This is a genomic window from Micromonospora sp. NPDC005161 (genome assembly GCF_053599855.1).
Window position 1 is genome coordinate 49267 of record NZ_JBSFYQ010000001.1, and the last position, 22381, is coordinate 71647.

The window sequence follows — 22381 nt, forward strand, 5'->3', positions numbered from 1 at the left end:
GGGGATCGCGGACCCCTGACCTACAGCCGAAAACGCCCTGACCGGATACTCCCGGTCAGGGCGTTTCGCAAGGTGGAGCCGAGGGGACTCGAACCCCTGACCCCCACACTGCCAGTGTGGTGCGCTACCAGCTGCGCCACGGCCCCTTGCTGTGTCCCGGTCGCCCGGGCACTGGGAAACTATACACATCCCGGTCGGCATGGTCATCTCGCGGGGTCCCCGCCGACGCCACCCCCGGGCTCCCGCCGAACCGGGTCAGTTGAGCGCCACGTCCGGCGGGAAATGGGCGACGGCGGCCATCATCCCGCCCTGCCGGCGCAGCACCATCGGCCACAGGTCGTCCGGCCGGTCGACGAAGGCGTCACCGGGCAGCGCGTCCAGCAGGAACCAGGAGCCGTCGGCGATCTCCTGCTCCAACTGGCCGCTCCCCCAGCCGGAGTAGCCGGCGAAGACCCGGATGCCGCCGATGCTCTCCCGCAGCCGCTCCGGGTCGACCGAGAGGTCGATCGTGCCGACCGCCCCGGAGACCTGGTGGAAGCCCTTGACCCGGCGCAGCGGGTGGCGCATCCGCGCCAGGCAGATGGCCGAGTCGGGCTGCACCGGGCCACCCTCGAAGAGCACCGCCGGGTGGCGGGCCAGGTCGTTCCAGTCGCCGAGCACCTCGGCGACCGGCACCTCGGTGGCCCGGTTCAGCACCACGCCGAGCGCGCCGCCCGGCTCGTGGGCGACCAGCAGCACCACCGTACGGTCGAAGTTCGGGTCCTTGAGGGCCGGAGTCGCGACCAGCAGCCGCCCGGTCATCGACTCCATCGCCCGTCCGCCGATCGCCTGGCCCTCTCCCTGCATCCCACACACCCGTCAACCGTGAACCCGCGCCGGGGATCCGCCACCCACCGGATCCGCACGGTGCACCGGGATCATCCGTGCTGTCAACGCCATGCCTGGCACCATAGCCTGCGTCCCGGGTGCTGGCTAAGGTCTGACCGGCGGGTGATCGGACAGTTGAGACGGAGCGCCGATCGGCACCGACGGCGGGCGTCGCGGTGATCGACGGATCGCGTTCCCGCCCCGGCACGACCGGATACGCCAGGGTGCGCCCCCGGTCACGACGCCCGGGAAACGCCCGAAAGGTCCGTCACATCCCGATAGATTCGGCTGATCGAGAGGGCGGCGCGGTCGTCCCTGCGCGCGACACGGAGGCAGGTGGCGATGGCAACGGTCCGGGACGCGACGTACGACGTGCTCCGCACCCTCGGCATGACCACCATCTTCGGCAACCCCGGCTCCACCGAGGAGCCGTTCCTGCGGGACTTCCCGGCCGACTTCCACTACGTCCACGCCCTGCACGAGGCGACGGCGGTCGCGATGGCCGACGGCTACGCCCAGGTCACCGGCGCACCCGCCCACGTCAACCTGCACACCTCCCCGGGCACCGGCAACGGCATGGGCAACATGGTCACCGCCTGGCACAACAAGACCCCGCTGATCGTCACCGCCGGCCAGCAGACCCGCGAGATGCTGCTGCTCGAACCCCGGCTCACCAGCCGTCGGGCCGCCGAGCTCCCCCAGCCGTACGTGAAATGGGGCTACGAGCCGGTCCGGGCGCAGGACATCCCCGCGGCGCTGCTGCGCGCGTACGCGACCGCAGTGCAGCCGCCGGCCGGGCCGGTGTTCCTGTCCCTGCCGATGGACGACTGGGACCAGCCGGCCGACTCCCCACCCGCACCACGCACGGTGGCCACCCGGTTCGCACCGGACCCGCAGCGGCTGGGCGAGTTCGCCCGGGCCCTGGCCGGCAGCCGCGACCCCGTCCTGGTGTTCGGGCCCGGGGTGGACCGGTCCGGGAGTTGGTCGACCGCGATCGCGCTGGCCGAACGGCTGGCCGCGCCGGTCTGGTCGGCCCCCGCCCCGGAACGGGCCGTGTTCCCGGAGGACCACCCGCAGTTTCGCGGGGTGCTGCCGTTCGCCATCGGGCCGCTTGCCGAGGCGCTGCGTGGACACGACACCGTCCTGGTGGTCGGCGCTCCGGTATTCCGCTACTACCCGTACGTGCCGGGCGATCACCTGCCCGAAGGCACCCGCCTGCTGCACGTGACGGACGACCCGGACGAGGCCGCCCGGGCCCCGGTCGGGGACAGCCTGCTCGGCGATCCCGGGCTGACCCTGGCCGCGCTGCTCGAGCTGGTGCCGCCGGCCGACCGGTCGCCACCGGCGCCCCGGGCCGCCCCGGCGCCGCCGGAGGTCACCGCGCCGCTGAGCGCGGACGCGCTGTTCGCCGCGTTGGCCGCGCACTGGCCGGCGGACGGAGTGCTGATCCAGGAGTCACCGTCCAACCTGTCCGCACTGCGCCGCCGGCTGCGGATCGCCCGCCCGGCGTCGTACTTCACGATGGCCAGCGGCGGTCTCGGCTACGGCCTGCCGGCCGCGGTCGGGGTGGCGCTGGCCGAGCGGGACACCGGGCGCGGCCGACCGGTGGTGGCGGTGGTCGGCGACGGCTCGTTCCACTACTCCGTGCAGGCGCTGTGGACCGCCGCCCGGCTGTCCCTGCCGGTGGTGGTGGTCGTGCCGGTCAACCAGCAGTACGCGATCCTCAAGGCGTTCGCCGAACTGAAAAAGACGCCCGGGGTGCCCGGACTGGACCTGCCGGGCCTGGACATCACGGCGATCGCGGCCGGCTACGGCTGTGCCACCGAGGTGGTCGAAACACCCGACCAGCTCGGCTCGGCGCTCGCCGCCGGACTGCGCGCCGACCGCCCCACCGTGCTGCCGGTGCCGATCAGCACCGACGTGCCCACCATCCTCTGACCGGCACTCCCGGCCTGCCTCAGCCGGTCAGCGCGGGGCGATCGACAGCGGGGTGCCGGTGGAGACGTCCAGCACCGGCCGTGCGCCCAGCGGCGCGGCCAGGGTGACGGTGACCGGCTCCAGTTTGAGCAGGTCGGGACAGGGGCCGGTCGACCGGGCGGTGAAGCCCCCGCCGACCACCACCACGTCCGGCCGTTCCCGCACGAGCGGAGTGATCCCGGTGTCGCAGGCGCCGACACCGAGCCGGACGGTCAGCCGCGCGCCGTCGACGGCCGTCAGGTCCTGAGCGGACAGCAGTCCGTCCGGCAGCGGCCGCGCCGGGGCGGTGGGGTCGGGGACTGGAACGATCGCCGTCGGCGCGACGGCGAGCCGCGCCACCGGAACGGCCAACTCCTCGACGGTGAACAGCCAGGCCGGGACCTGCGCCTCGCCCCGGCTGGTGCGGACCGGCACGGTGCCGAGCGTGACGCCGGTGACGGTCAGCGGAAGGCAGGCGGTCTCGGGGCCGCTGCTGACCCAGCCGTCCGGGCCGGGTTCGATGGTGGGGCCGGGGGTCGGCAGTCCGGGCCGCTTCGGTCGCCCGGGGCAGGGCAGCGGGTCACCCTGGTGGAGCTGCCGGTACGCCTCCGCCGCGCTCACCAACGGCAGGGTCAGCCGGCCGTCCGGGAAGCGGATCTCCCCGCCGACCCGGGTGGGCGGAATGGGCACCTGCTCCCGGTACCAGCCGGCCCGGAAGGCGGCCTCGGTGTCGGGGGTGAAGCGGGGGTCGCCGGTCAGCACCGTCGGCCCCTGCAACGGGACGTACCCGGTGCGCCATTCGGGGCCGGGGCGCCACGCCTCCGCGACCTCGGTGGCCCGCTGGTCGAAGGTTTCCGACCGGTGCGCCGGGGCGGTGGGTCCGTCGGCCGGGCCGCCGCCCGTCGGGGCGCAGCCGACCGCGAGCAGCAGCAGGGGCACACCGAGGAGCAGAAGCGATCGACGCATGCGGGTTTCGACGGTCCCGTCGACGCCCTGGTTCCCGCCGTCGGCGCGCCCACGCTCAGGTCTCGCCACCCAGGTCCGTCTGGTACGCCTGCCACAGCAGGTCCGCGCCGCGCCGCCGATGTCGCGCCAGCGTCCGCAGCAGGTACGCGGCCCGGTGGCGCAGCTCGTCCGGGCTGGCGTCGGACTGCTCGGCGACCCGCTGCACGGCCAGGAGCGCGGCGCCGATCGCCGTGTGCTCCCGGGTCAGCAGCCGGACACCGTGGCAGAGCCGGGGCGCGTGGGTGAGCAGTTCCCGGTAGAGCCCGCCGGGACCCTCGGTGACCTGGACGTGCTCGGTGAAGCCCTGCCTGACCGGGTGCAGCCGCAGCAGCACGCGTTCGCGCCAGTGCGGCTCGGTCGGCGCCGCGGCGACAGCACGGGCGAGCACGTGCACGTCACCGGTGAGCCCCGCTGGGCGCGGGTCACCGGGCAGCCGCTCGGTGGGGAGGCTGGCCGGATGCGAATGCGCGGCGGGCGGCCGGGCGACGACTGTCGGCTGCTGAACCGGACCGGTGACCATGGGCACCTCCCGCGCTTGCGCTGCTACCGCATACCGCGATGGTGAACCCGCCCGTCCGCCCCTGTCCAGGGCCCCTGGCCGCCTCTTCTGCCCCACCCGCCCCAGTGGTCCCGCGCGCCCCACCCGTATGCGGCTCAACCGGCGAAGGGGTGCTCCGCGAGGCGACGCAGCGCGCCGGCGACAGCGTGCGCGTCGCCGTCACGGCCGTCGGAGGGACGCCCGGTGGTGATCGCGTCGGCCAGCGCCCGCAGCTCGGACGGGGGCAGGGTGGGCAGCCCCATGCCGTGCAGCGGGATGGTGAGCCGCCGTCCGCTCTCGTGGTCGGTGGCGACGATGACCGGCGCGCGGTGCCCCCGCGCCCGCGGGTCGTCGTCCCCCGCCCCGCCGTACGGCACCATCCCGGCGTCGATCCGGGCGGTCGCGAGGTCGACGATGCGGCTGCCGAACGCGCCGCGCACCCGCACCCGACTGCCGTCCAGCCAGGCGGCCGTCCGCAGCACCCGCAGCACCAGGTAGACGCCGAGCAGGGCGAACGGCAGCCCGCACAGCCCGACGAGCCGGCCGGACCCGGACTGGTCCCAGCCGCCACCGCCGCCGGAGTCCCGCAGCGCGGGCGGCAACATCCCCGGTGGCACGTCGCGGGCCTCCTCATAGGAGGCGAACCCGTCGCCGGGGCCGGTCAGCTGGCGCAGCAACCCGTCAGCGACCAGGGGCAGCAACACGAACGCGGCACCGACGGCGGCGACGAACACGCCGGCCAGCACCGAGACGGTGCGCTGGCCGGGTGACGCACCGACCGACAGGCGCAGTTCCTCGATCCGCACAGCCGGCAGCCTAGGCGAGCCGGGCTGCCGGCCGCGTGCTGGCGTCCGCCGGGTGCGAAAACCCGGGGACCCCGGATACGACGATGCGCCCCGGCCGGTGGGCCGGGGCGCATCGCTTTCGAGGTGGTGGAGGTGCCGGGAATCGAACCCGGGTCCTTCGCCGGTTTGTCAGGGCTTCTCCGAGCGCAGCTCGCTGTGCCTCTACTCGGCCCCACCGCTCACGCGAGCAAGTTGGTGTGACGGGCCCAGTCGCTGATTAATCTCGCCGCACGGACCCCGCGACCGGGTCCGATTGGCCAGCCTCCTAGCTGATGCCGGCTACTGGGACGAAGGCGTTCCCAGGCCGACAGACTTAGCTACTCGCCTCAGGCGGCGAGAGCGAAGTCAGCGCGATTGTTCTTGGCGCTTATAAGTTTCCGACGACCGATTCTCGAGACGACGTCGGCTTCCTCGGCTCGCTTCCCCTGTCGCTGCGTACGAAGTCGAAACCAGTCACCCCCTCGACAGGCCGCCGATGTTGGCGGCACTGACAAGACTAACGCCTGCCGCAACGGGTTTCATCCCGAGCCCCGGGTCGGCGTGCCGACCCGGACAAACGGGACAAACTAGTCGTCCATTCCCTTGCCGCGTCGACCGCTGACCCGGGCGATCTCCCGGTCCGCGTCCCGCTTGGCGAGGTCCTGCCGCTTGTCGTACGCCTTCTTGCCCTTGGCCAGGGCGATCTCCACCTTGGCCCAACCGTCGGAGAAGTAGACCTGCAACGGGACCATGGTCAGGCCCCCCTCGCGGGTCTTGCCGATCAGCCGGTCGATCTCCCCACGGTTGAGCAACAGCTTGCGGGTACGCCGGGGCTCGTGGTTGGTCCAGGTGCCCTGGGTGTACTCCGGAATGTGCATCGCGTGCAGGAACAACTCGCCGTTGCGCTCCTGGGCGAACGCGTCCACGAGCGACGCCCGCCCGGCCCGCAGCGACTTGACCTCGGTGCCGGTCAACGCCATGCCCGCCTCGTACGTGTCGAGGATCGAGTAGTCGTGGCGCGCCTTCTTGTTGGAGGCGACCACCTTGCGCCCCTTTTCCCGTGGCATCGGCGCCACCCCCTCTCCTGATCATCACCCGCCGGGGTCACCCCGGCCGGACAACCGATCATGCTACCTGAATCACAAGGACCCTCCCGCGCCGTTTATTTCCGGCGCGGGAGGGCCCCCGGGAGACGACGGGACGACCCCTACGGTCGCTACACCCGCAGGTAGAAGCGGAGGGTGGTCCAGGCGGTGACGGCGCTGATCAGGCCACCGACGCCGGCCATCAGCGGGAAGATGAACAGGATGTCCCCCCAGCTGATCGGCGAGAGCAGGCCCTCCAGGGCCTTGAGCGACCCGTCGAAGAGCAGATACTTCGCCGCTATCAGTGCCGCCAGGCCGAGCAACGAGCCGATCAGGCCGGCCACGACGGCCTCCAGCACGAACGGCGCCTGGATGAACCAGTTGGATGCGCCGACGAGCTTCATGACCGCCACCTCACGCCGCTTGCTGTACGCGGCCACCTGAATGGTGTTGGCGACCAGCAGCAGTGCGGCGACAGCCATCACGATGGCGGCGGCCAATGCGATGTTCTGGATCGCGGTGAGGATGTTGAAGATCTTGTCCAGCAGTCGGCTCTGGTCGACGATCTCGTCGACGCCCTCGGTGTCCTTGTACTGGTCGTAGATGTTCTTGTACTGCTCCGGGTTGTTCAGCTTGATCCGGAAGGACGGCGGAAGGCTGTCCTCCTTGACGGCGCTGATCAGATCCGGCGCGTCCTGGAACATCTCCTGGAACCGCTTGTACGCCTCGGCCTTGTCGACGTAGATGACGTCGCTGACCAGCGGGTCGGCCTCGAGCTTCGCGTTCATCTGCTCGCGCTGCTCGTCGGTCACGTCAGTCTGAAGGAAGATCGAGACTTGGATGTTCTTGTAGTAGAGGTCCTTCATGTCGTCGACCTGGCGGTACATGAGACCGCTGGCGCCGAGCATGGTCAACGAGACCGCCATCGTGATGATCATCGCGACGGTCATGGTCACGTTGCGCCACAGTCCGACCAGTACCTCGGACAGGACGTATTTCACGCGCATCGGGGGTTCCTCCGGGTCTCCGGCATGAAGTGTTCGTCGTCAGGCTGCGCAGGGGTGGAGCGCCGGCTCACCCGTAAACGCCGCGAGCCTGGTCACGGACGATGCGACCGCTCTCAATCTCTACGACGCGGCGGCGCATCTGGTTCACGATGTTGGAGTCGTGGGTGACCATCACGACGGTCGTGCCGGTGCGGTTGATCCGGTCCAGCAGACGCATGATCTCGATCGAGGTGTCCGGGTCCAGGTTTCCCGTGGGCTCGTCCGCCAGGAGGATCAGCGGACGGTTCACGAACGCCCGGGCCACGGCGACCCGCTGCTGCTCACCACCGGAGAGCTCGTGCGGGTAGCGGTGCTCCTTGCCACCGAGCCCGACCAGCTCCAGCACCTCCGGCACGACCCGACGGGCAACCGCCTTGGTCTTGCCGATCACCTCAAGGGCGAACGCCACGTTCTCATACGCGGTGCGGTTCGGCAGCAGCCGGAAGTCCTGGAAGACGCAGCCGATCGAACGCCGGAAGTGGGGTCGCTTCCAGGAGCGCATCGAGGTGACGTCCTTGCCGTTGACGACCACGCGCCCCTTGTTGGGGGCGACCTCGTGCAGCAGCATCTTGATGATCGTGGACTTGCCGGAGCCGGATGGACCGATGAAGAAGACGAACTCGCCCTTCTCGATCGAGACGGACACGTTGTCGAGCGAAGGCCGGGACGCCTTCGGGTACGTCTTCGTCACTTGCTCAAGCTGAATCACGGGTGGTGAGTCTACGCGGTGTGACGACAGAGCCAAGCCCCACGCCCCGCACAGACGGTGCGCGTCCTCGAATTAGGGTCTTACCGGGAGATCGACGACGCGCTCCGCCTGCGTGTGATCACGCACCGTCGCCGGCGATCTGACGCTGCTTGCGCCAACGGATACCCGCTTCGATGAAACCGTCCAAGTCGCCGTCGAAGACCGCGCTCGGATTGCCGGTCTCCTGCTCGGTTCGGAGATCCTTCACCATCTGATACGGGTGCAGAACGTAGGAGCGCATCTGGTCGCCCCACGAGCCGGCGGCGTTCTCCTTGAGACCCTCAAGCTTGGCCTGCTCCTCCTGGCGCTTGCGCTCGAGCAGCCGAGCCTGGAGCACCCGCAGCGCGGAGGCCTTGTTCTGCAGCTGAGACTTCTCGTTCTGGCAGGTCACCACGATGCCGGTCGGAATGTGCGTGAGCCGGACCGCCGAGTCGGTGGTGTTGACGCTCTGCCCGCCCGGGCCGGAGGAGCGGTAGACGTCGACCCGCATCTCGTTCTCCGGGATGTCGATGTGGTCGGTCTGCTCGGTGACCGGCAGGACCTCCACGCCCGCGAAGCTGGTCTGCCGGCGGCCCTGGTTGTCGAACGGGCTGATCCGGACCAGCCGGTGGGTCCCCGACTCGACGCTGAGCGTGCCGTACGCGTAGGGCACCTTGACCGCGAAGGTGGCCGACTTCAGGCCCGCCTCCTCGGCGTACGAGGTCTCGTAGACCTCGGTCGGGTAGCCGTGCCGCTCCGCCCAGCGCAGGTACATCCGCAGCAGCATCTCGGCGAAGTCCGCCGCGTCCACGCCGCCCGCCCCGGCCCGGATGGCGATCAACGCCTCCCGGGAGTCGTACTCGCCGGAGAGCAGGGTGCGGACCTCCATCTCCTGGATGGCCTTGGTCAGCCCGGTGATCTCCGATTCGACCTCGGTCAGCACGCCCGGGTCGGACTCGGCCTCGGCCAGCTCCAGCAGCACCTGGGCGTCGTCAAGCTGGGCGCGCAGGCTGCCCAGCTTGCTGATCTCGCCGTTGACATACGACAGCTGCGAGGTCACCTGCTGAGCCTTGGCCTGGTCGTCCCAGAGGTCCGGGGCGGAAGCCTCCTCCTCCAGCCGGGCCTTGTCCTCGTGCAGACGGTCAAGGTTGAGGACGGCCTCGATGTTTCGCAGGGTGGCGTCGAGTTCCTTGAGCTGTTCGGCGTAATCGGCAGCGGTCACGACAAACAAGCGTACTGTGCCGTGGGCAGCTCAGCTCGTTCCGTATGCGTGAACCCGCCGATCGTCACCCGACGGGGGCGGACTTCAGCCACGACAGGGCCGCGCGGTGGTAGGCGACGGCGAACTCCAGCGCGCTGGCGTCGTACGTCTCCCCGTCCCGTTTGGCGTTCTTCACCTGTTCCCGCACCTGGGCGAGGGCCTCCGTGTGGTATTCGTTGGCGGAGGCGTACAGGCCCTTGAGCTGGCTGGCGGAGTGCAACTCGCCGAAGGCCATCCGGAGCGCTATCGGGTTGCGGATGGTGTCCCGCCCCGGGTTCTCCGTCAACCAGCGGGAAAATGTCCGTTTCCCGCTGGCGGTGAGCGAGTACGGCTGACTCATCCGCGGCCCGGGCTTGCCGAGCCGCACAAAACCCCGCTCGGCCAGCACCGGCAACTCGCGGTAGACCTGGCTGCGGGTCATCGACCAGTACGGCGCCAGCCGACGCTCAGCGGCGGCCATCAACTGGCCACCTGTCATGGGACCCTCGTGGAGCAGCCCGAGCAGGGCCGCCGCCGTGGGGTTGACTCCGGAATCCGCCATGCCCACTACGCTGCCACTTTGCGCTCCCGGCGTCCAGGATTTGCCGGTTTGCCACCCGATAGGACTTCCTATGTGCACTGTCGGTCGCAGACAGTCCATTGAGGACTATCGATGGATTGCGCGGACCGGTCGCGCCGACCCGGTCAGAGCCGGCTGCGCAGCTCCCACAACTCCGGATAGAAGCGCGTCTCCACCCGGGACCGCAGGTAGGCGCCGCCCGCCGACCCGCCGGTGCCCGGCTTGGTGCCGATCTGCCGCTCGGCCATCAGCACGTGCCGGGCTCGCCACAGGGAAAATGCCTGATCGTGGGCGACCAGCGCCTCCGCGAGGTCCCAGAGCGGCCCGAACCGCTCCCGGTCCGCGGCGATCCTGGCGTACGCCGCGAAGCGCGCCTCGGCGTCGCCGACCGGGAACCCGGCCCGGGCGAGCACGGCCAGGAAGCCGTCCCAGAGGCTCGGCTCGACCAGTCGCCGTTCCAGTCGGTCCCGTTCGGCCGGCGGCAACCGGCGGAACCGGTGCAGGAAATCCGGGTCCTTGAGCCCGGAGAGGAACTCGATCTCCCGGAACTGCACCGACTGGAACCCGCTGGCCGGGGCGAGCTTGGTGCGGAAGGCCAGGAAGTCCTGCGGCGTCATCGTGTCGATCACGTCGACCTGGCCGACCAGCACCCGCTCCACCACGTGGCAGCGTTCCAGCCGCACCCGGGGCAGGTAGGTCTCGCCGGCCAGCATGCGGTCCCGGGCGTCGGACAGCTCGGCGAGCAGCAGCTTGAACCACAGCTCGTACACCTGGTGGATGGTGATGAAGAGCAGTTCGTCGTGGGAGGCCGGGTCGGACTTCGGCACCTGCGCGGCGAGCAGGTCGGCCAACCGAAGGTAGTCGCTGTAGGTGAGCAGGCCGCCCTGCTCGCCGAAGCGAGGGTCGGGCGCGGGGGTGGGGTGCGTCACCCCGGCCAGGCTACCGCCGGCGGCAGCGCCACGCGCGCCGCCGGCGGTCGACCGCCTCTCAGCCCATGTGGGGGTACGTGTGGTCGGTCGGCGGCACGAAGGTCTCCTTGATCGTCCGCGGCGACACCCAGCGCACCAGGTTGAGCCAGGACCCCGCCTTGTCGTTGGTGCCGCTGGCCCGGGCGCCACCAAAGGGCTGCTGCCCGACGACCGCGCCGGTGGGCTTGTCGTTGATGTAGAAGTTGCCGGCCGCGTACCGCATCCGCTCACCGACCGCGTCGACCACCCGACGGTCGGTGGCGAAAACCGACCCGGTCAGCGCGTACGGGGCGATCGACTCGGCCTGCGCGACCACGTCGTCGAAACGGGCATCGTCGAAGACGTGCACGCCCAGGATCGGCCCGAAGTACTCGGTGGTGAAGGTCTCGTGGGCGGCGTCGCTGCACTCGAAGAGCGTCGGCCGGACGAAGTACCCGACCGAGTCGTCGGCGGTGCCGCCGGCCAGCACCCGGCAGGTGTCGTCACCGGCGATCAGCTCCAGCGCGGCGGTGTGCCGCGAGAACGCCTTGTCGTCGATCACCGCGCCACCGAAGTTGCTGAAGTCGGCCACGTCGCCGTAGGTGAGCGAGTCGGCGGTGGCTGCCAGCCGGTCCCGCAGGCCACCCTCCCAGAGCGACCGCGGCACGTACGCCCGCGAGGCCGCCGAGCACTTCTGGCCCTGGTACTCGTAGGCGCCGCGGATCAGCGCGGTGTGCAGGGCGTCCACGTCGGCGCTGGTGTGCGCGACCACGAAGTCCTTGCCGCCGGTCTCGCCGACCAGACGGGGGTAGCCCCGGTAGCGGGAGATGTTGTCGCCGACGGTCCGCCACAGCTGCTGGAAGACCTTGGTCGAACCGGTGAAGTGGATGCCGGCCAGGTCCGGGTCGGCGAGCACGACGTCCGAGACCTCCTCGCCCCGGCCGGTGACCATGTTGATCACGCCGGGCGGCAGGCCGGCGGCCTCGAACAGCCGCATGGTGAAGTGCGCGGCGAACTGCTGGGTCGGGCCCGGCTTCCAGATCACCGTGTTGCCGAGCAGCGCCGGTGCCGAGGGCAGGTTGCCGGCGATGGCGGTGAAGTTGAACGGGGTGACCGCGTAGACGAAGCCCTCCAGCGGGCGGTGGTCCAAGCGGTTCCAGACGCCGGGCGAGGAGCTGGGCTGCTCCTCGAGCAGGCGCCGGGCGAAGTGCACGTTGAACCGGAGGAAGTCGATGAACTCGCAGGCCGCGTCGATCTCCGCCTGGATCGCGGTCTTCGACTGCCCGAGCATGGTGGCGGCGTTGAGCGTGTCCCGCCACGGGCCGGCGAGCAGCTCGGCGGCGCGCAGGAAGATCGCGGCGCGCTCCTCGAACGGCAGCGCCCGCCACATCGGGGCGGCGTCCTTGGCCGCCTTGATCGCAGCGCGGGCGTCGTCCTGGGTGGCGTGCGCCGTCACACCGAGCACGTGCGCGTGCTTGTGCGGCTGCACGACGTTGATCGGGTCGCCGGCGGCCATCCGCTGCTCGCCGCCGATGGTCATCGGCAGGTCGATCCGCTCGGCGGCGAGCTCGGTCAGCCGCCGCTGGAGCCGGTCCCGGTCGGGGCTGCCCGGCTCGTAGTTGCGAACCGGCTCGTTGCGCGGCTCGGGTACGGAGAACACGGCATCCATCAAGGCTCCTGGCGATCTCGACAGCGGTGGCGAAACCGGACCCGCGGGCACCGACCGGACGGCCGAACACCGGACGCCGCACGGGAGGGCCGAGCTGCGGCGGGACCTCCCACGATTCTTCCATGCTGGGGTGCCCGCCTCACCTCCACCACCGCCGTCCCGCCAAGGACCGCCCCACCCCTCCTCTCCTTACCGATGAGACGCGGGCGGGTGAGCCGGCCCGGACAGCGGGCACCCGTCCGGCGTGAGCCGCGCCGGTCGGCACCGGTCGCGGCCGTCCCGTGACGGCGGAAGGTCCATCGGGCCCGCGTACCCTGAATGGTCGGTGACCTGCCGCCTCGAAGGGGAGACGATGACCAAGCAGCCCGGCCGCGTCCCGGCCGCGGAGTCGGACGAGCCGGCGGTCGACCCGGCCATCCCCAGCGGTCGGCCCGTGGCCGCGCCCGGCGCGGCCGTGCTCGCGCTGCTGGCGATCGGCTGGCTGGCCGCCATGCTCTGGTCGACCCGGGAGGCCATCGCCTCGTCGGCGGCCGGGGTCACCGCGATCAGCCTCTCCGCGTTCGCCCTGCCCGGCGTGATCTCCGCCGCGCTGGTGGCCGGGGCGGCCGTCGCCCTGGCCTTTGGCAACCTGCTGTCCCGCCGGTACGGCGACGGGGCCACCCTGCGCTTCGTCGGCGCGATCGGGGCGGGGATGGTGGTCAGCCTGGCCGCCGCGCTCGCGATCAACCTCACCTACTTCGACACCTCGACCACCAACGTCATCGCGGGCACCACCGCGGCCGCGGCGATCATCGGTGGCGCGGTGGCCGGCGCGCGGACGGCACCGGCGGTCGGCGCGGCGACGGCCGCCGCGCTGGGCGCTCTGGTCTTCGTGGTCGTGTTCAGCCGCGCCCGGGATCCGCTCTTCGACCTCTTCGGCGCGGGCGACAGCCAGGAGTCGCTGGTCAACGCGGCGAAGTGGGTGTCGCGCACCGAGTCGCTCGTCGCCGGCCTGCTGGCCGGGCTGCTCGCCTTCGGCTACCTGCGCTGGGCACGGCGACAGGCCGTGCGGCGAGATTCCGGCGCGCCGGCGCTGCGCTGGCCCGCGTACCTGCTCGCCGGAGCAGGGCCGGGGCTGCTCCTGCTGCTCGCCGAGGTGATCATCCGGATCGGTGGACGGTCGCTGCTCGACCTGGCCGGCGCGCTGAGCGAGGCGGACGCGGTGGCGCAGACCTCGATGGGCACCTCGCGGGTGGACAATGGCATCTGGGTGCTCTTCGTGGGCGCGCTGACCGCGCTCATCGCGTTCGGCCGCACGCTCGGCCCGGCTCGGCCCGACGACGAACCCGTTGCGCCCGACGACTCCCCCGCACTGGACGCCGACGCGGACGACGCGGACCCGGCCGAGGTGGACCGGGCCCGCTGACCCCGACCGGCGTCCGGCTCAGCCGGCGGACCGGAGCAGCTGGTCCAGCTCGCTCACGTCGTACCACTCCAGCTCGTGGTCCTCGGCGCCGTCGACGGTGAACTGGGCGTCCGGGTCACCGGCGGCGGCCTCGGCCACCACGTCGGCCGCGGCGGCGACCTCCTCGACCGCGTCCGTGCCGTCCACGTGGATCGCCGCGACGGCGCCCACCGGCACCGCGTCGACCAACGTCACCGTGCTGGAACCCAGCTCACCATCACCGCGCCCGAGCGCGGCGCGCGGCAGGTCGGCCGAGATGACGACCCGGCGGCGGGGCGCGGCCGGATCGGCGCGGAGCAGGTGCAGCGCGTCCTGGGCGGCCCGGGTGAACGCGACGTACTCCAACTCCTCCTCATCGCCCTCGGCGTACCACTCGCGCAGCGCCGGGGTCACCGCGTGCGCCTGGTCGGCGGTCAGCCCCTGCTCACGCAGGTGGGCCAGCATCGGTACGGTCGCCGGCACGTACACCCGGACAAGCTCGTCGGTCACCGGTCGTCTCCCCGCTCAGTCCTCCACCGGCGGCCGCCGGCACGGGCGCAGATCATGCCGCACGCCGTGACCGTCATACACCTCGCATCCAGCCGGTGGAAGTTCCCCGCCGGTGTGTCCCGCCGCGCCTGGTTCGTCGCCAGGCCGTATTGGTGCTGGGTGGTCCGGGCTGTCGATGGCAAACTGAGGCAAACGACAACAACCCCGGGAGTTCCTGTGGAGCCGAGGTTCCTGCTGCTCTCCGACGTCGCCGCCGAGCTGAACGTGTCGGACTCGCAGGTCTACCACATGGTGCGCAGCGGGGAGCTGCCGGCGATCAAGATCGGTGGTCGTGGCCAGTGGCGGGTCGAGCGCGCGCGGCTGGAGGAGTACATCGCGCACAAGTACGCCGAGACCGCCGACTGGGTCCGCAGCAACCCGCTCGTCGACCGCGACACCGAGTAGCCACCGCTATCCGCTGTGCCATTGACCGAGGCCGTTCCATGGCCCAGAATCGAGTGAGTCGAAGGCAAACGAAGGCAAACGCAAGATCAGCAGGGGCAGCGATGAGTGAATCGCGATCCGGTCCGTCCCGGCCACCCGTGCGGCTGCGCCCCGTCCCGCCCATCGACCCTCCGTACGCCGACGAGGCCGACGGGGCGTACTGGCCGCCGACCCACGGCCAGCTCGCCCTCGACCTGTTCGCCTCGACGAGGCCGGACCCGGTCCGGCCGCCGGACCGCCGCGCCGCCCTCCGCCGGGTGCCGGCGCGGCCCGACATCCACCCGGTTCCGCCCTCGCCGCCGGCGACCACCCCGGAGTCGATCCGGGTCGCGCACCGCTTCGTCGACACCTGCCTGGAGGTGGTCAACGGCTACCGCTCGCCGGCGCAGTTGCGACCCCTGCTCGACCCGGCCCGGGCCGGTGACCTGCTCACCGAGCTGGCCCGCGCCACAAGGCGAGCCCGGGCCACCGCCTCCGGCTCGGACGATGCCTCCGAGCGGACCGATGCCTCCGAGCGGACCGATGCCTCCAGGCGGACCGATGGGTCCCGGCGGGCCAGCGTCTCCGGGCGGGCCGGTCCTGAGGGGCGGGCCGGTCTTGAGGGGCGGGTCGGTCTTGAGGGGCGGGTCGGTCTTGAGGGGCGGGTCGGTCTTGAGGGGCGGGTCGGTCTTGAGGGGCGGGTCGGTCTTGAGGGGCGGGTCGGTGCCGCCGAGAGGGTCGGGCAGCCGGGGCGAGCCGGGATTTCCCGCCGCCGTGCCGAGCGGCCGGTGGTCCGGCTGCGCCGGCTGCGAGCCTGTGAGCCCCGGGAGGCCGCGGTAGAGGCTGCCGCGGTGTTCACCGGCGCGGGCGGCCACAGCTGGGCGATGGCGCTGCGCCTGGAACACCTCCGGGGCCGGTGGCTCTGCACCGCCCTCCAGGTCCTCTGACCCGCACCTCCGACACCGCGACGCCTCGGGACCGCACGCGCGCAGGCCGGCTCCTGCCTGCGGGCCGCCGGCCACGGGCTACAGACCAGATGATCGCCCCGGTTTACCGGAAATCGGGTCGTCGGCAGACCGCTGGCACCCGACTTTTCCGTGGCCACCGTCCGGCAGTCGTGTGCCGAGAGAGGGCTATACCTGTGAGTCATCCGGACGGGCACACGCGGGTCCGGGGACACGAACAGGCCCCGGCCAGTTGGCCGGGGCCCGTCGAGGTGCTGTCGGTCAGCCGCCGTTGGGGGCGCCGTGGCAGCGCTTGTACTTGCGGCCCGAGCCACACGGGCACGGCGCGTTGCGGGACGGGCCGTTGCTGGCCTCCGCCTGGTTCGGCGCGGGCCGTCGGGCGGCGGCCGACGGGACCGCCGGGCCACGCAGCCCGGAAGCCGGCCGCTGCGGAGCCGACGGAGCCGTCCGCCCCGGCGCCGCCGGGGCACCCGGGGCCGGTCGACCCACACCGAGCGCCGGGGCCTGCTGCTCGGCCTGCTCGACAGCCACCGCACCGGGGCTGGACTCACCGTCGACGGTGGGGGCGGAGTATTGCAGGCCCTGCCGCTGCGGCGCGCGGTTGAGGCCCTTCGCCCGGATCTCGACCGGCTTGTCGAGCAGCGTGACCTCCTCCGACTCCGCGGCCGGCTCCGGCTCGGTCACCTGGACGTCGACGTTGTAGAGGAAGCCGACCGTCTCCTCCTTGATGCCGTCCATCATGGTGGCGAACATGTCGAAGCCCTCGCGCTGGTACTCCACCACGGGGTCGCGCTGGGCGTACGCCCGGAGGTTGATGCCCTCCTGGAGGTAGTCCATCTCGTAGAGGTGCTCGCGCCACTTGCGGTCGATCACCTGGAGCAGCACCATCCGCTCGAGCTGGCGCACCCCCTCGGTGCCGACCTGCTCCTCACGGCGGTCGTACGCGGCGTTCGCGTCCTCCTTGAGGCGGGCGACCAGGAAGTCGGCGTCCATGCCGGCCCGGGAGCCGCCGGCTTCCTCCTCCAACTCCTCGATCGTCACGCCGACCGGGTAGAGCTGCTTGAGGCTGGACCAGAGCTGCTCAAGGTCCCAGTCCTCGCCGTAGCCCTCGGAGGTGGCACCCCGCACGTACGCCTCGACGGTGTCGTCGATCATGTTGCGGACCTGCTCAGAGAGGTCCTCGCCGTTGAGCACGCGGAGCCGCTCGGCGTAGACGACCTGGCGCTGCTTGTTGAGCACCTCGTCGTACTTGAGCACGTTCTTACGGATCTCGGCGTTCTGACCCTCGATCTGGGCCTGGGCGCTCTTGATCTGCCGGGTGACCATCTTCGACTCGATGGGCACGTCCTCCGGGATGTTGAAGCGCTCCATCACCGCCTCGACCGCACCGGCCCGGAAGCGCCGCATCAGCTCGTCCTGCAGCGACAGGTAGAAGCGGGACTCGCCCGGGTCACCCTGCCGGCCGGCGCGACCGCGCAGCTGGTTGTCGATCCGCCGCGACTCGTGCCGCTCGGTGCCCAGCACGTACAGGCCACCAGCGGCGGAAACCTCGTCCGCCTCGGCGTCGCAGGCCTGCTTCCACGTGGGCAGGACCTCCTCCATCGCCTTGGCGTACTCCTCCTCGTTCTCCAGCGGGTCGAGGCCGCGCTGGCGCAGATCGTTCGCGGCGAGGAACTCGGCGTTGCCGCCGAGCAGGATGTCGGTGCCACGGCCGGCCATGTTGGTGGCCACGGTGACCGCGCCCTTACGCCCGGCCTGGGCGACGATCTCGGCCTCCCGCGCGTGGAACTTGGCGTTCAGCACGTTGTGCGGGATGCCCCGCCGGCGCAGCAGCTGGGAGAGGATCTCGGAGTTTTCCACCGAGACGGTGCCGACCAGCACCGGCTGACCCATCTGGTGCCGCTCGGCGATGTCCTCGATGACCGCGTTGAACTTGGCCTTTTCCGTCTTGTAGATGACGTCGGGCCGGTCCTCGCGGACCATCGGGCGGTGGGTCGGGATGCTCACGACGCCGACCTTGTAGACCTTGTTGAACTCGCTCGCCTCGGTCTGCGCCGTACCGGTCATCCCGGACAGCTTGCTGTAGAGGCGGAAGTAGTTCTGGAGGGTGATGGTGGCCAGGGTCTGGTTCTCCTGCTTGATCTCCACCCCCTCCTTGGCCTCGATCGCCTGGTGCATGCCCTCGTTGTAGCGACGGCCGTGCAGGATGCGACCGGTGAACTCGTCGACGATCAGGACCTCACCGTCGCTGACGATGTAGTCCTTGTCGCGCTTGTACAGCTCCTTCGCCTTGATGGCGTTGTTCAGGTAGCCGACCAGCGGAGTGTTCACCGACTCGTACAGGTTGTCGATGCCGAGCCGGTCCTCGACCTTGGCGACGCCGCGCTCGGTGACCGCGATGGTGCGCTTGGAGTGGTCGACCTCGTAGTCGCCCTCGCCGTCGGTGCCGGGCTGGAGCCGGGCCACCACGCCGGCGAACTCGCCGTACCAGCGGGCCGAGTGCTCGGCCGGACCGGAGATGATCAGCGGGGTACGCGCCTCGTCGATCAGGATCGAGTCGACCTCGTCGACCACTGCGAAGTTGTGACCCCGCTGGACCAGTTCGTCCCTCGACCAGGCCATGTTGTCGCGCAGGTAGTCGAAGCCGAACTCGTTGTTGGTGCCGTAGGTGATGTCGCACTCGTACGCGGCCTTGTGCTCGCTGGCCGGCCGGTTGGGCAGCACCACGCCGACGGTCAGCCCGAGAAACTCGTGCACCCGACCCATCCAGGCCGCGTCGCGCTGGGCGAGGTAGTCGTTGACGGTGACCACGTGCACGCCGTCGCCGGAGAGCGCGTTGAGGTAGACCGCCATGACCGAGGTCAGCGTCTTACCCTCACCGGTCTTCATCTCGGCGATGTTGCCGAAGTGCAGTGCCGCGCCGCCCATCACCTGGACGTCGTACGGCCGCTGGCCGAGCACCCGGGCGGCCGCCTCGCGGGCCACCGCGAACGCCTCCGGCAGCAGGTCGTCGAGGGTCTCGCCGTCGGCGAGCCGCTCGCGGAACTGCTCGGTCATGCCGCGCAGCTCCTCGTCGGTGAGGTTGACGTAGTCGTCCTCGATCGAGCTGACGGCGGCGGCGATGGCCTTGAGCCGGCGCACCATGCGGCCCTCGCCCGCGTTAAGGACCTTTTCCAGAATCGACACGGATCAACGCTCCCCTAGACAGTCTCGAACCATCGTAGGCGCTCCATCGGCGCGATGGTCACTGGTGGCGGTGGTCCACCCCGCCGAACCCGACATAACTCGCGTACCGGGTGCGGACCGGACGTTATCCGGTTACGCCGTTGGCGAACGTTCCGGCACGATGCACTGGTGGAGCCTGTGGAGATCAACGAGGACGGCCTGCTGCTGCGGCCCTGGCGAAGCAGCGACGCCGACGCGGTGCACCGTGCCTGCCAGGACCCGGACATCCAGCGCTGGACCACCGTACCCCGCCCGTACCGACCGGAACACGCGCACGGATTCGTCACCGACCTGAGCGGACGGGCCTGGGCGGAGGGCACGGGCGCGCCGTTCGCGGTGTGCGACCCGGCCACCGGCGACCTCCTCGGCTCGTGCGGGCTGGTCTCCATCGACGCCGGCGGCACCGGTGAGATCGGCTACTGGACGGCGCCGTGGGCGCGCGGTCGAGGCGTGACCGTGCGGGCCGCCCGGGCGGTGGCCCGCTGGTCCTTCGGCACGCGGGGGTTGCGCCGGCTGATCTGGCAGGCCGAGGTGGGCAATCATGCCTCCCGGCTGGTCGCGCTCCGCGCCGGGTTCCGGATCGACGGCCGGCTGCGGTTGGCCGACCCGGCGCTGGAGGGCGGCGCGGACGGCTGGATCGGGTCGCTGTTGCCCGGCGAGGTGCCGGCGCCGGGTTCGACCGGGCCGGCCGGACCCGGCACGCTGGCCGCCCGACGGGCCGCCGTGTTCGGCCGCCCGCAGCTCACCCTGTTCGCCACCGCCGGGCCTGGCGAGCTGCGGCTGCGCCCGATGGAGGAGCAGGACCTGGGCGCCGTCGTGGAGACCTGCCGCGACCCGGAGACCGTCCGCTGGACCACCGTGCCGGACCCGTACGAGCACGCCGACGCGCAGTGGTACCGCGGCTTCAGCCAGGAGGCCTGGGCCCGGGGAGACGCCGCCTGCTACGTGCTCGCCGACCCGGACGACCGGTACGCCGGCTCGATCGACCTGCGGCTCTCCCCCGCGGATCCGCTGCTGGCCGATGTGGGCTTCATGACCGCCCCGGCGGCCCGCGGCCGGGGTTACATGCCGGTCGCGCTGGCCGCGCTGAGCGCGTGGGGCTTCACCACGCTGGGCTTGGCCCGGATCGAGTGGAGAGCGAACGTGGGCAACACCGCCTCCCGCCGGGTGGCCGAGAAGGCGGGCTTCGCCTTCGAGGGGACCGCTCGGGGCGGGGTGCAGCACCGGGGCGAGCGGATCGACGCCTGGGTGGCCGCACTGCTCCCTGAGGACCTGACGTGACGCCGCAGCAGGTCGTCGAGGCGCACGGGGTACGGCTGCGGCCGTTCCGCGCGGATGACGCCGCCGACGTGGTCGCCGGCTGCGCGGACCCGGTGAGCCAGCGGTTCGTGCCGAGCCTGCCGGCGCCGTACACCGAAACCGACGCCCGCTGGTGGATCGGCTCGGGTGCCCCGGCGGCCTGGACCGGGGGCGGCGCGGCGTACGCGGTCGCGGACCCGGCCACCGACCGGCTGCTCGGCGGGATCGGGCTGAGCTACCCGGTGCCCGACCGGGGTCAGGCCGAGATCGGCTACTGGGTGCGGCCGGAGGCGCGCGGGCGAGGGGTGGCCGCAGCCGCCACCCGAGCGCTGGGCGAGCACGCGTTCGCCACCGGGACGGTCCGGCTGGAGTTGCTCACCGATCCGGAGAACGGGCCCAGCCAACGGGTCGCGCTGGCCGCCGGCTTCCGGTACGAGGGGGTACGCCGGTCGGCCGGCCCGAGCCGGGGCGACGGCCGGCGCGACCTGCTGGCCTGGGTACGCCTCGCCGGCGACCCGCCCGGGCCGACCGCCCGGCTGCTGCCCGACCTGCCCGGCGGGGTGCTCACCGACCAGGTGGTGGCGCTGCGCCGACTCGCCCCGGACGACGCCGAGCTGATGTACCGGCTGCACAGCCGGCCCGAGGTGGTGGCGAACCAGGCGCCACCGGTGCCGCCGGAACGGGCCGCGATCGAGCGGCGCTGTCGGCTCGCGGAGAGCGGGTGGCTGACCGGCGACATCGCCCGACTGCTGATCACCGACCTGGCCACCGGCGAGCCGGCGGGCAGTTGCGGGTTGTCGTACACGGATGTGGCCAGCGGGGAGGCGTCGCTGGGCTATGCGTTGCTGCCCGACTGGCGGGGCCGGGGTTACGCGACCCGGGCCGTCCGGCTGCTCGCCGGCTGGGCGTTCGGGCCGGCCGGTATCGCTCGGCTGACCGCCGGCACCGTGCCGGAGAACACCGCGTCCCACCGGGTGCTGGAGCGGGTCGGCTTCCACCGCGAGGCCTTGCAGCGTGCCCGGCTCCCCGGCCTGGCCGGCACCCGCCTCGACGACCTGACCTTCGCCCTGCTACCCGCCGACCTCCGCTGACAGATCATGGAGTCGTGGTGGGCGGTCCGCACCGTTTCGCGGTCGCCGCGCCCACCACAACTCCATGATCAACCTGGGTCAGGGCCGGTCGATGGCGAGGGAGATGATGCCGTAGTCGTAGGCGTGCCGGCGGTAGACGACGCTGGGGCGGCCGGACACCTTGTCCTGGAACAGGTAGAAGTCGTGGCCGACCAGTTCCATCTCGAAGAGCGCGTCGTCAATGGTCATCGGCTCCGCCGGGTGCACCTTCTCCCGGGCGATGTGCCACGGCTGCCCGTCGTGCTCGTCCTCGACCCGCTCCACGAGGGCCGTGCCGGACCGGGCACCGTCACCCGGCCCGCTCAACGGGGCGGCCACCAGGTCCTCGACCGGCAGGCCGGCGGTGGCGGCGGCGACGGAGATCGGCGCGTGCCGACCCCGATGTACGCGGCGGCGGTCGGCCGCGCGGCGCAGCCGGGTGTCGAGCTTCGCGATGGCCGCGTCGAGCGCGCTGTAGAAGTCGTTCGTGCACGCCTCGGCCCGGATCACCGGGCCCCGGGAAACGCAGGTGATCTCCACCCGCTGGCAGTGGTCGGCCTGGCGCGGATTGCGCTCGTGAAACAGCTCGACATCGACACGAATGAGTTTGTGGTCGTAGCGTTCGATCTTTGCGAGTTTCTCGGCTACGTGCACCCGGTAATGGTCCGGCACTTCGACGTTTCGGCCCTTGACCACGATGTCCACGTGACCTCCCTTGTTCGGACGGTCTTCGATCCGGTTTACCCGGCCGCGCGCCCTGGGGAGCCCCGCTGGCGTCGACCGGTCAGTGCGGCTACGCCTCCTCTCACCGCCGAGGGCGGGTGGGAATGACCTCCTACCCCCGACAGCGAAACGCTAACTCGTGTTCGTGCGGCAGTCACCCCATGTTGCCGAGACCGCCGGT

General features: G+C 71.5%; 19 protein-coding genes, 1 tRNA gene, 1 other RNA gene and 2 pseudogenes. 7 read left to right on the forward strand and 16 right to left on the reverse strand.

From position 1 onward, the window contains the following. Positions 1-73: 73 nt before the first annotated feature. Both ACWD5O_RS00220 and ACWD5O_RS00225 read right to left on the reverse strand, forming a co-directional pair. A tRNA-Ala gene (locus ACWD5O_RS00220) sits at positions 74-146 on the reverse strand. 109 nt (positions 147-255) lie between these two features. Continuing rightward, positions 256-846 carry a YqgE/AlgH family protein gene (locus ACWD5O_RS00225; RefSeq protein WP_354962813.1) on the reverse strand — a complete coding sequence of 197 codons (591 nt, stop codon included), beginning with the start codon at positions 844-846 and terminating at the stop codon, positions 256-258. A 363-nt stretch (positions 847-1209) separates the two neighbouring features. Between ACWD5O_RS00225 and mdlC the strand changes: the two genes are divergently transcribed. Next, the gene (mdlC, locus tag ACWD5O_RS00230; RefSeq protein WP_450084204.1) at positions 1210-2805 is read left to right on the forward strand and encodes a benzoylformate decarboxylase; all 1596 of its coding nucleotides are present in this window, start codon (positions 1210-1212) and stop codon (positions 2803-2805) included. 27 nt (positions 2806-2832) lie between these two features. Here mdlC and ACWD5O_RS00235 read toward each other — a convergent pair whose 3' ends face one another. From ACWD5O_RS00235 to pruA, 11 genes are all read right to left on the reverse strand, one after another. Further along, positions 2833-3789 carry a hypothetical protein gene (locus ACWD5O_RS00235; RefSeq protein WP_450084205.1) on the reverse strand — a complete coding sequence of 319 codons (957 nt, stop codon included), beginning with the start codon at positions 3787-3789 and terminating at the stop codon, positions 2833-2835. 55 nt (positions 3790-3844) lie between these two features. Further along, a complete protein-coding gene (locus tag ACWD5O_RS00240) occupies positions 3845-4348 on the reverse strand; it encodes a hypothetical protein (protein ID WP_354962810.1) in 504 nt (167 codons plus the stop codon). A gap of 134 nt (positions 4349-4482) precedes the next feature. Next, positions 4483-5172, reverse strand: a complete 690-nt coding sequence (locus ACWD5O_RS00245) for a hypothetical protein (RefSeq protein WP_354962809.1) — start codon at positions 5170-5172, stop codon at positions 4483-4485. A 124-nt stretch (positions 5173-5296) separates the two neighbouring features. Then, positions 5297-5672: a transfer-messenger RNA gene (gene ssrA, locus ACWD5O_RS00250) on the reverse strand. A gap of 105 nt (positions 5673-5777) precedes the next feature. Continuing rightward, complete coding sequence (gene smpB, locus ACWD5O_RS00255; protein WP_354962808.1) at positions 5778-6257, reverse strand: SsrA-binding protein SmpB; 480 nt, start codon at positions 6255-6257, stop codon at positions 5778-5780. 149 nt (positions 6258-6406) lie between these two features. Beyond that, the gene (gene ftsX, locus ACWD5O_RS00260) at positions 6407-7282 is read right to left on the reverse strand and encodes a permease-like cell division protein FtsX (protein WP_354962807.1); all 876 of its coding nucleotides are present in this window, start codon (positions 7280-7282) and stop codon (positions 6407-6409) included. A 67-nt stretch (positions 7283-7349) separates the two neighbouring features. Further along, the gene (gene ftsE, locus ACWD5O_RS00265) at positions 7350-8030 is read right to left on the reverse strand and encodes a cell division ATP-binding protein FtsE (RefSeq protein ID WP_030331491.1); all 681 of its coding nucleotides are present in this window, start codon (positions 8028-8030) and stop codon (positions 7350-7352) included. A gap of 118 nt (positions 8031-8148) precedes the next feature. Further along, on the reverse strand, positions 8149-9270 hold the full coding sequence (prfB, locus tag ACWD5O_RS00270) for a peptide chain release factor 2 (RefSeq protein WP_450004347.1): 1122 nt from the start codon (positions 9268-9270) through the stop codon (positions 8149-8151). A gap of 64 nt (positions 9271-9334) precedes the next feature. After that, positions 9335-9850 carry a PadR family transcriptional regulator gene (locus ACWD5O_RS00275; protein WP_354962805.1) on the reverse strand — a complete coding sequence of 172 codons (516 nt, stop codon included), beginning with the start codon at positions 9848-9850 and terminating at the stop codon, positions 9335-9337. A 143-nt stretch (positions 9851-9993) separates the two neighbouring features. After that, positions 9994-10797 carry a tryptophan 2,3-dioxygenase gene (locus ACWD5O_RS00280; protein WP_387323475.1) on the reverse strand — a complete coding sequence of 268 codons (804 nt, stop codon included), beginning with the start codon at positions 10795-10797 and terminating at the stop codon, positions 9994-9996. Positions 10798-10855: 58 nt separating this feature from the next. Next, positions 10856-12484, reverse strand: coding sequence for an L-glutamate gamma-semialdehyde dehydrogenase (gene pruA, locus ACWD5O_RS00285; RefSeq protein ID WP_450084206.1), 1629 nt, complete (start codon positions 12482-12484; stop codon positions 10856-10858). A gap of 352 nt (positions 12485-12836) precedes the next feature. Between pruA and ACWD5O_RS00290 the strand changes: the two genes are divergently transcribed. Next, positions 12837-13889, forward strand: coding sequence for a hypothetical protein (locus ACWD5O_RS00290; protein ID WP_450084207.1), 1053 nt, complete (start codon positions 12837-12839; stop codon positions 13887-13889). Between the two features lie 18 nt (positions 13890-13907). Here the strand turns inward: ACWD5O_RS00290 and ACWD5O_RS00295 are convergent, their stop codons facing one another. Then, positions 13908-14417 (reverse strand): DUF6912 family protein, encoded by a 510-nt coding sequence (locus ACWD5O_RS00295; protein WP_450084208.1) that lies wholly within the window; start codon positions 14415-14417, stop codon positions 13908-13910. 216 nt (positions 14418-14633) lie between these two features. On the opposite strand from ACWD5O_RS00295, the gene ACWD5O_RS00300 reads away from it, so the two are divergent. The 3 genes and pseudogenes from ACWD5O_RS00300 to ACWD5O_RS00310 form a co-directional block, all read left to right on the forward strand. Beyond that, the gene (locus ACWD5O_RS00300; protein ID WP_450084209.1) at positions 14634-14861 is read left to right on the forward strand and encodes a helix-turn-helix transcriptional regulator; all 228 of its coding nucleotides are present in this window, start codon (positions 14634-14636) and stop codon (positions 14859-14861) included. A 101-nt stretch (positions 14862-14962) separates the two neighbouring features. Then, a pseudogene (locus tag ACWD5O_RS00305) lies at positions 14963-15367 on the forward strand (Rv3235 family protein); the annotation flags it as partial. Between the two features lie 261 nt (positions 15368-15628). Then, a pseudogene (locus ACWD5O_RS00310) lies at positions 15629-15826 on the forward strand (Rv3235 family protein); the annotation flags it as partial. Positions 15827-16105: 279 nt separating this feature from the next. Here the strand turns inward: ACWD5O_RS00310 and secA are convergent. Next, positions 16106-19030, reverse strand: coding sequence for a preprotein translocase subunit SecA (secA, locus tag ACWD5O_RS00315; RefSeq protein ID WP_450084210.1), 2925 nt, complete (start codon positions 19028-19030; stop codon positions 16106-16108). Positions 19031-19198: 168 nt separating this feature from the next. Here secA and ACWD5O_RS00320 point away from each other — a divergent pair, with 168 nt between their 5' ends. Then, positions 19199-20350: a GNAT family N-acetyltransferase gene (locus ACWD5O_RS00320; RefSeq protein WP_450084211.1), complete on the forward strand. Its 1152-nt coding sequence runs from the start codon at positions 19199-19201 to the stop codon at positions 20348-20350. Then, positions 20347-21459, forward strand: a complete 1113-nt coding sequence (locus ACWD5O_RS00325) for a GNAT family N-acetyltransferase (RefSeq protein ID WP_450084212.1) — start codon at positions 20347-20349, stop codon at positions 21457-21459. The genes ACWD5O_RS00320 and ACWD5O_RS00325 overlap by 4 nt, the downstream gene beginning before the upstream one ends. Before the next feature lie 78 nt (positions 21460-21537). On the opposite strand, the gene hpf is transcribed toward ACWD5O_RS00325, so the two are convergent. Next, entirely contained in the window at positions 21538-22182 is a 645-nt protein-coding gene (gene hpf / locus ACWD5O_RS00330) for a ribosome hibernation-promoting factor, HPF/YfiA family (protein WP_387323449.1), read from the reverse strand. Between the last annotated feature and the right edge of the window lie 199 nt (positions 22183-22381).

Coding starts and splice junctions, on each gene's coding strand:
- ACWD5O_RS00225 (WP_354962813.1), bottom strand. CDS start 846: ATGCAGGGAGAGGGCCAGGCGATCGGCGGACGGGCGATGGAGTCGATG.
- mdlC (WP_450084204.1), top strand. CDS start 1,210: ATGGCAACGGTCCGGGACGCGACGTACGACGTGCTCCGCACCCTCGGC.
- ACWD5O_RS00235 (WP_450084205.1), bottom strand. CDS start 3,789: ATGCGTCGATCGCTTCTGCTCCTCGGTGTGCCCCTGCTGCTGCTCGCG.
- ACWD5O_RS00240 (WP_354962810.1), bottom strand. CDS start 4,348: ATGGTCACCGGTCCGGTTCAGCAGCCGACAGTCGTCGCCCGGCCGCCC.
- smpB (WP_354962808.1), bottom strand. CDS start 6,257: ATGCCACGGGAAAAGGGGCGCAAGGTGGTCGCCTCCAACAAGAAGGCG.
- ftsX (WP_354962807.1), bottom strand. CDS start 7,282: ATGCGCGTGAAATACGTCCTGTCCGAGGTACTGGTCGGACTGTGGCGC.
- ACWD5O_RS00275 (WP_354962805.1), bottom strand. CDS start 9,850: ATGGCGGATTCCGGAGTCAACCCCACGGCGGCGGCCCTGCTCGGGCTG.
- pruA (WP_450084206.1), bottom strand. CDS start 12,484: ATGGATGCCGTGTTCTCCGTACCCGAGCCGCGCAACGAGCCGGTTCGC.
- ACWD5O_RS00290 (WP_450084207.1), top strand. CDS start 12,837: ATGACCAAGCAGCCCGGCCGCGTCCCGGCCGCGGAGTCGGACGAGCCG.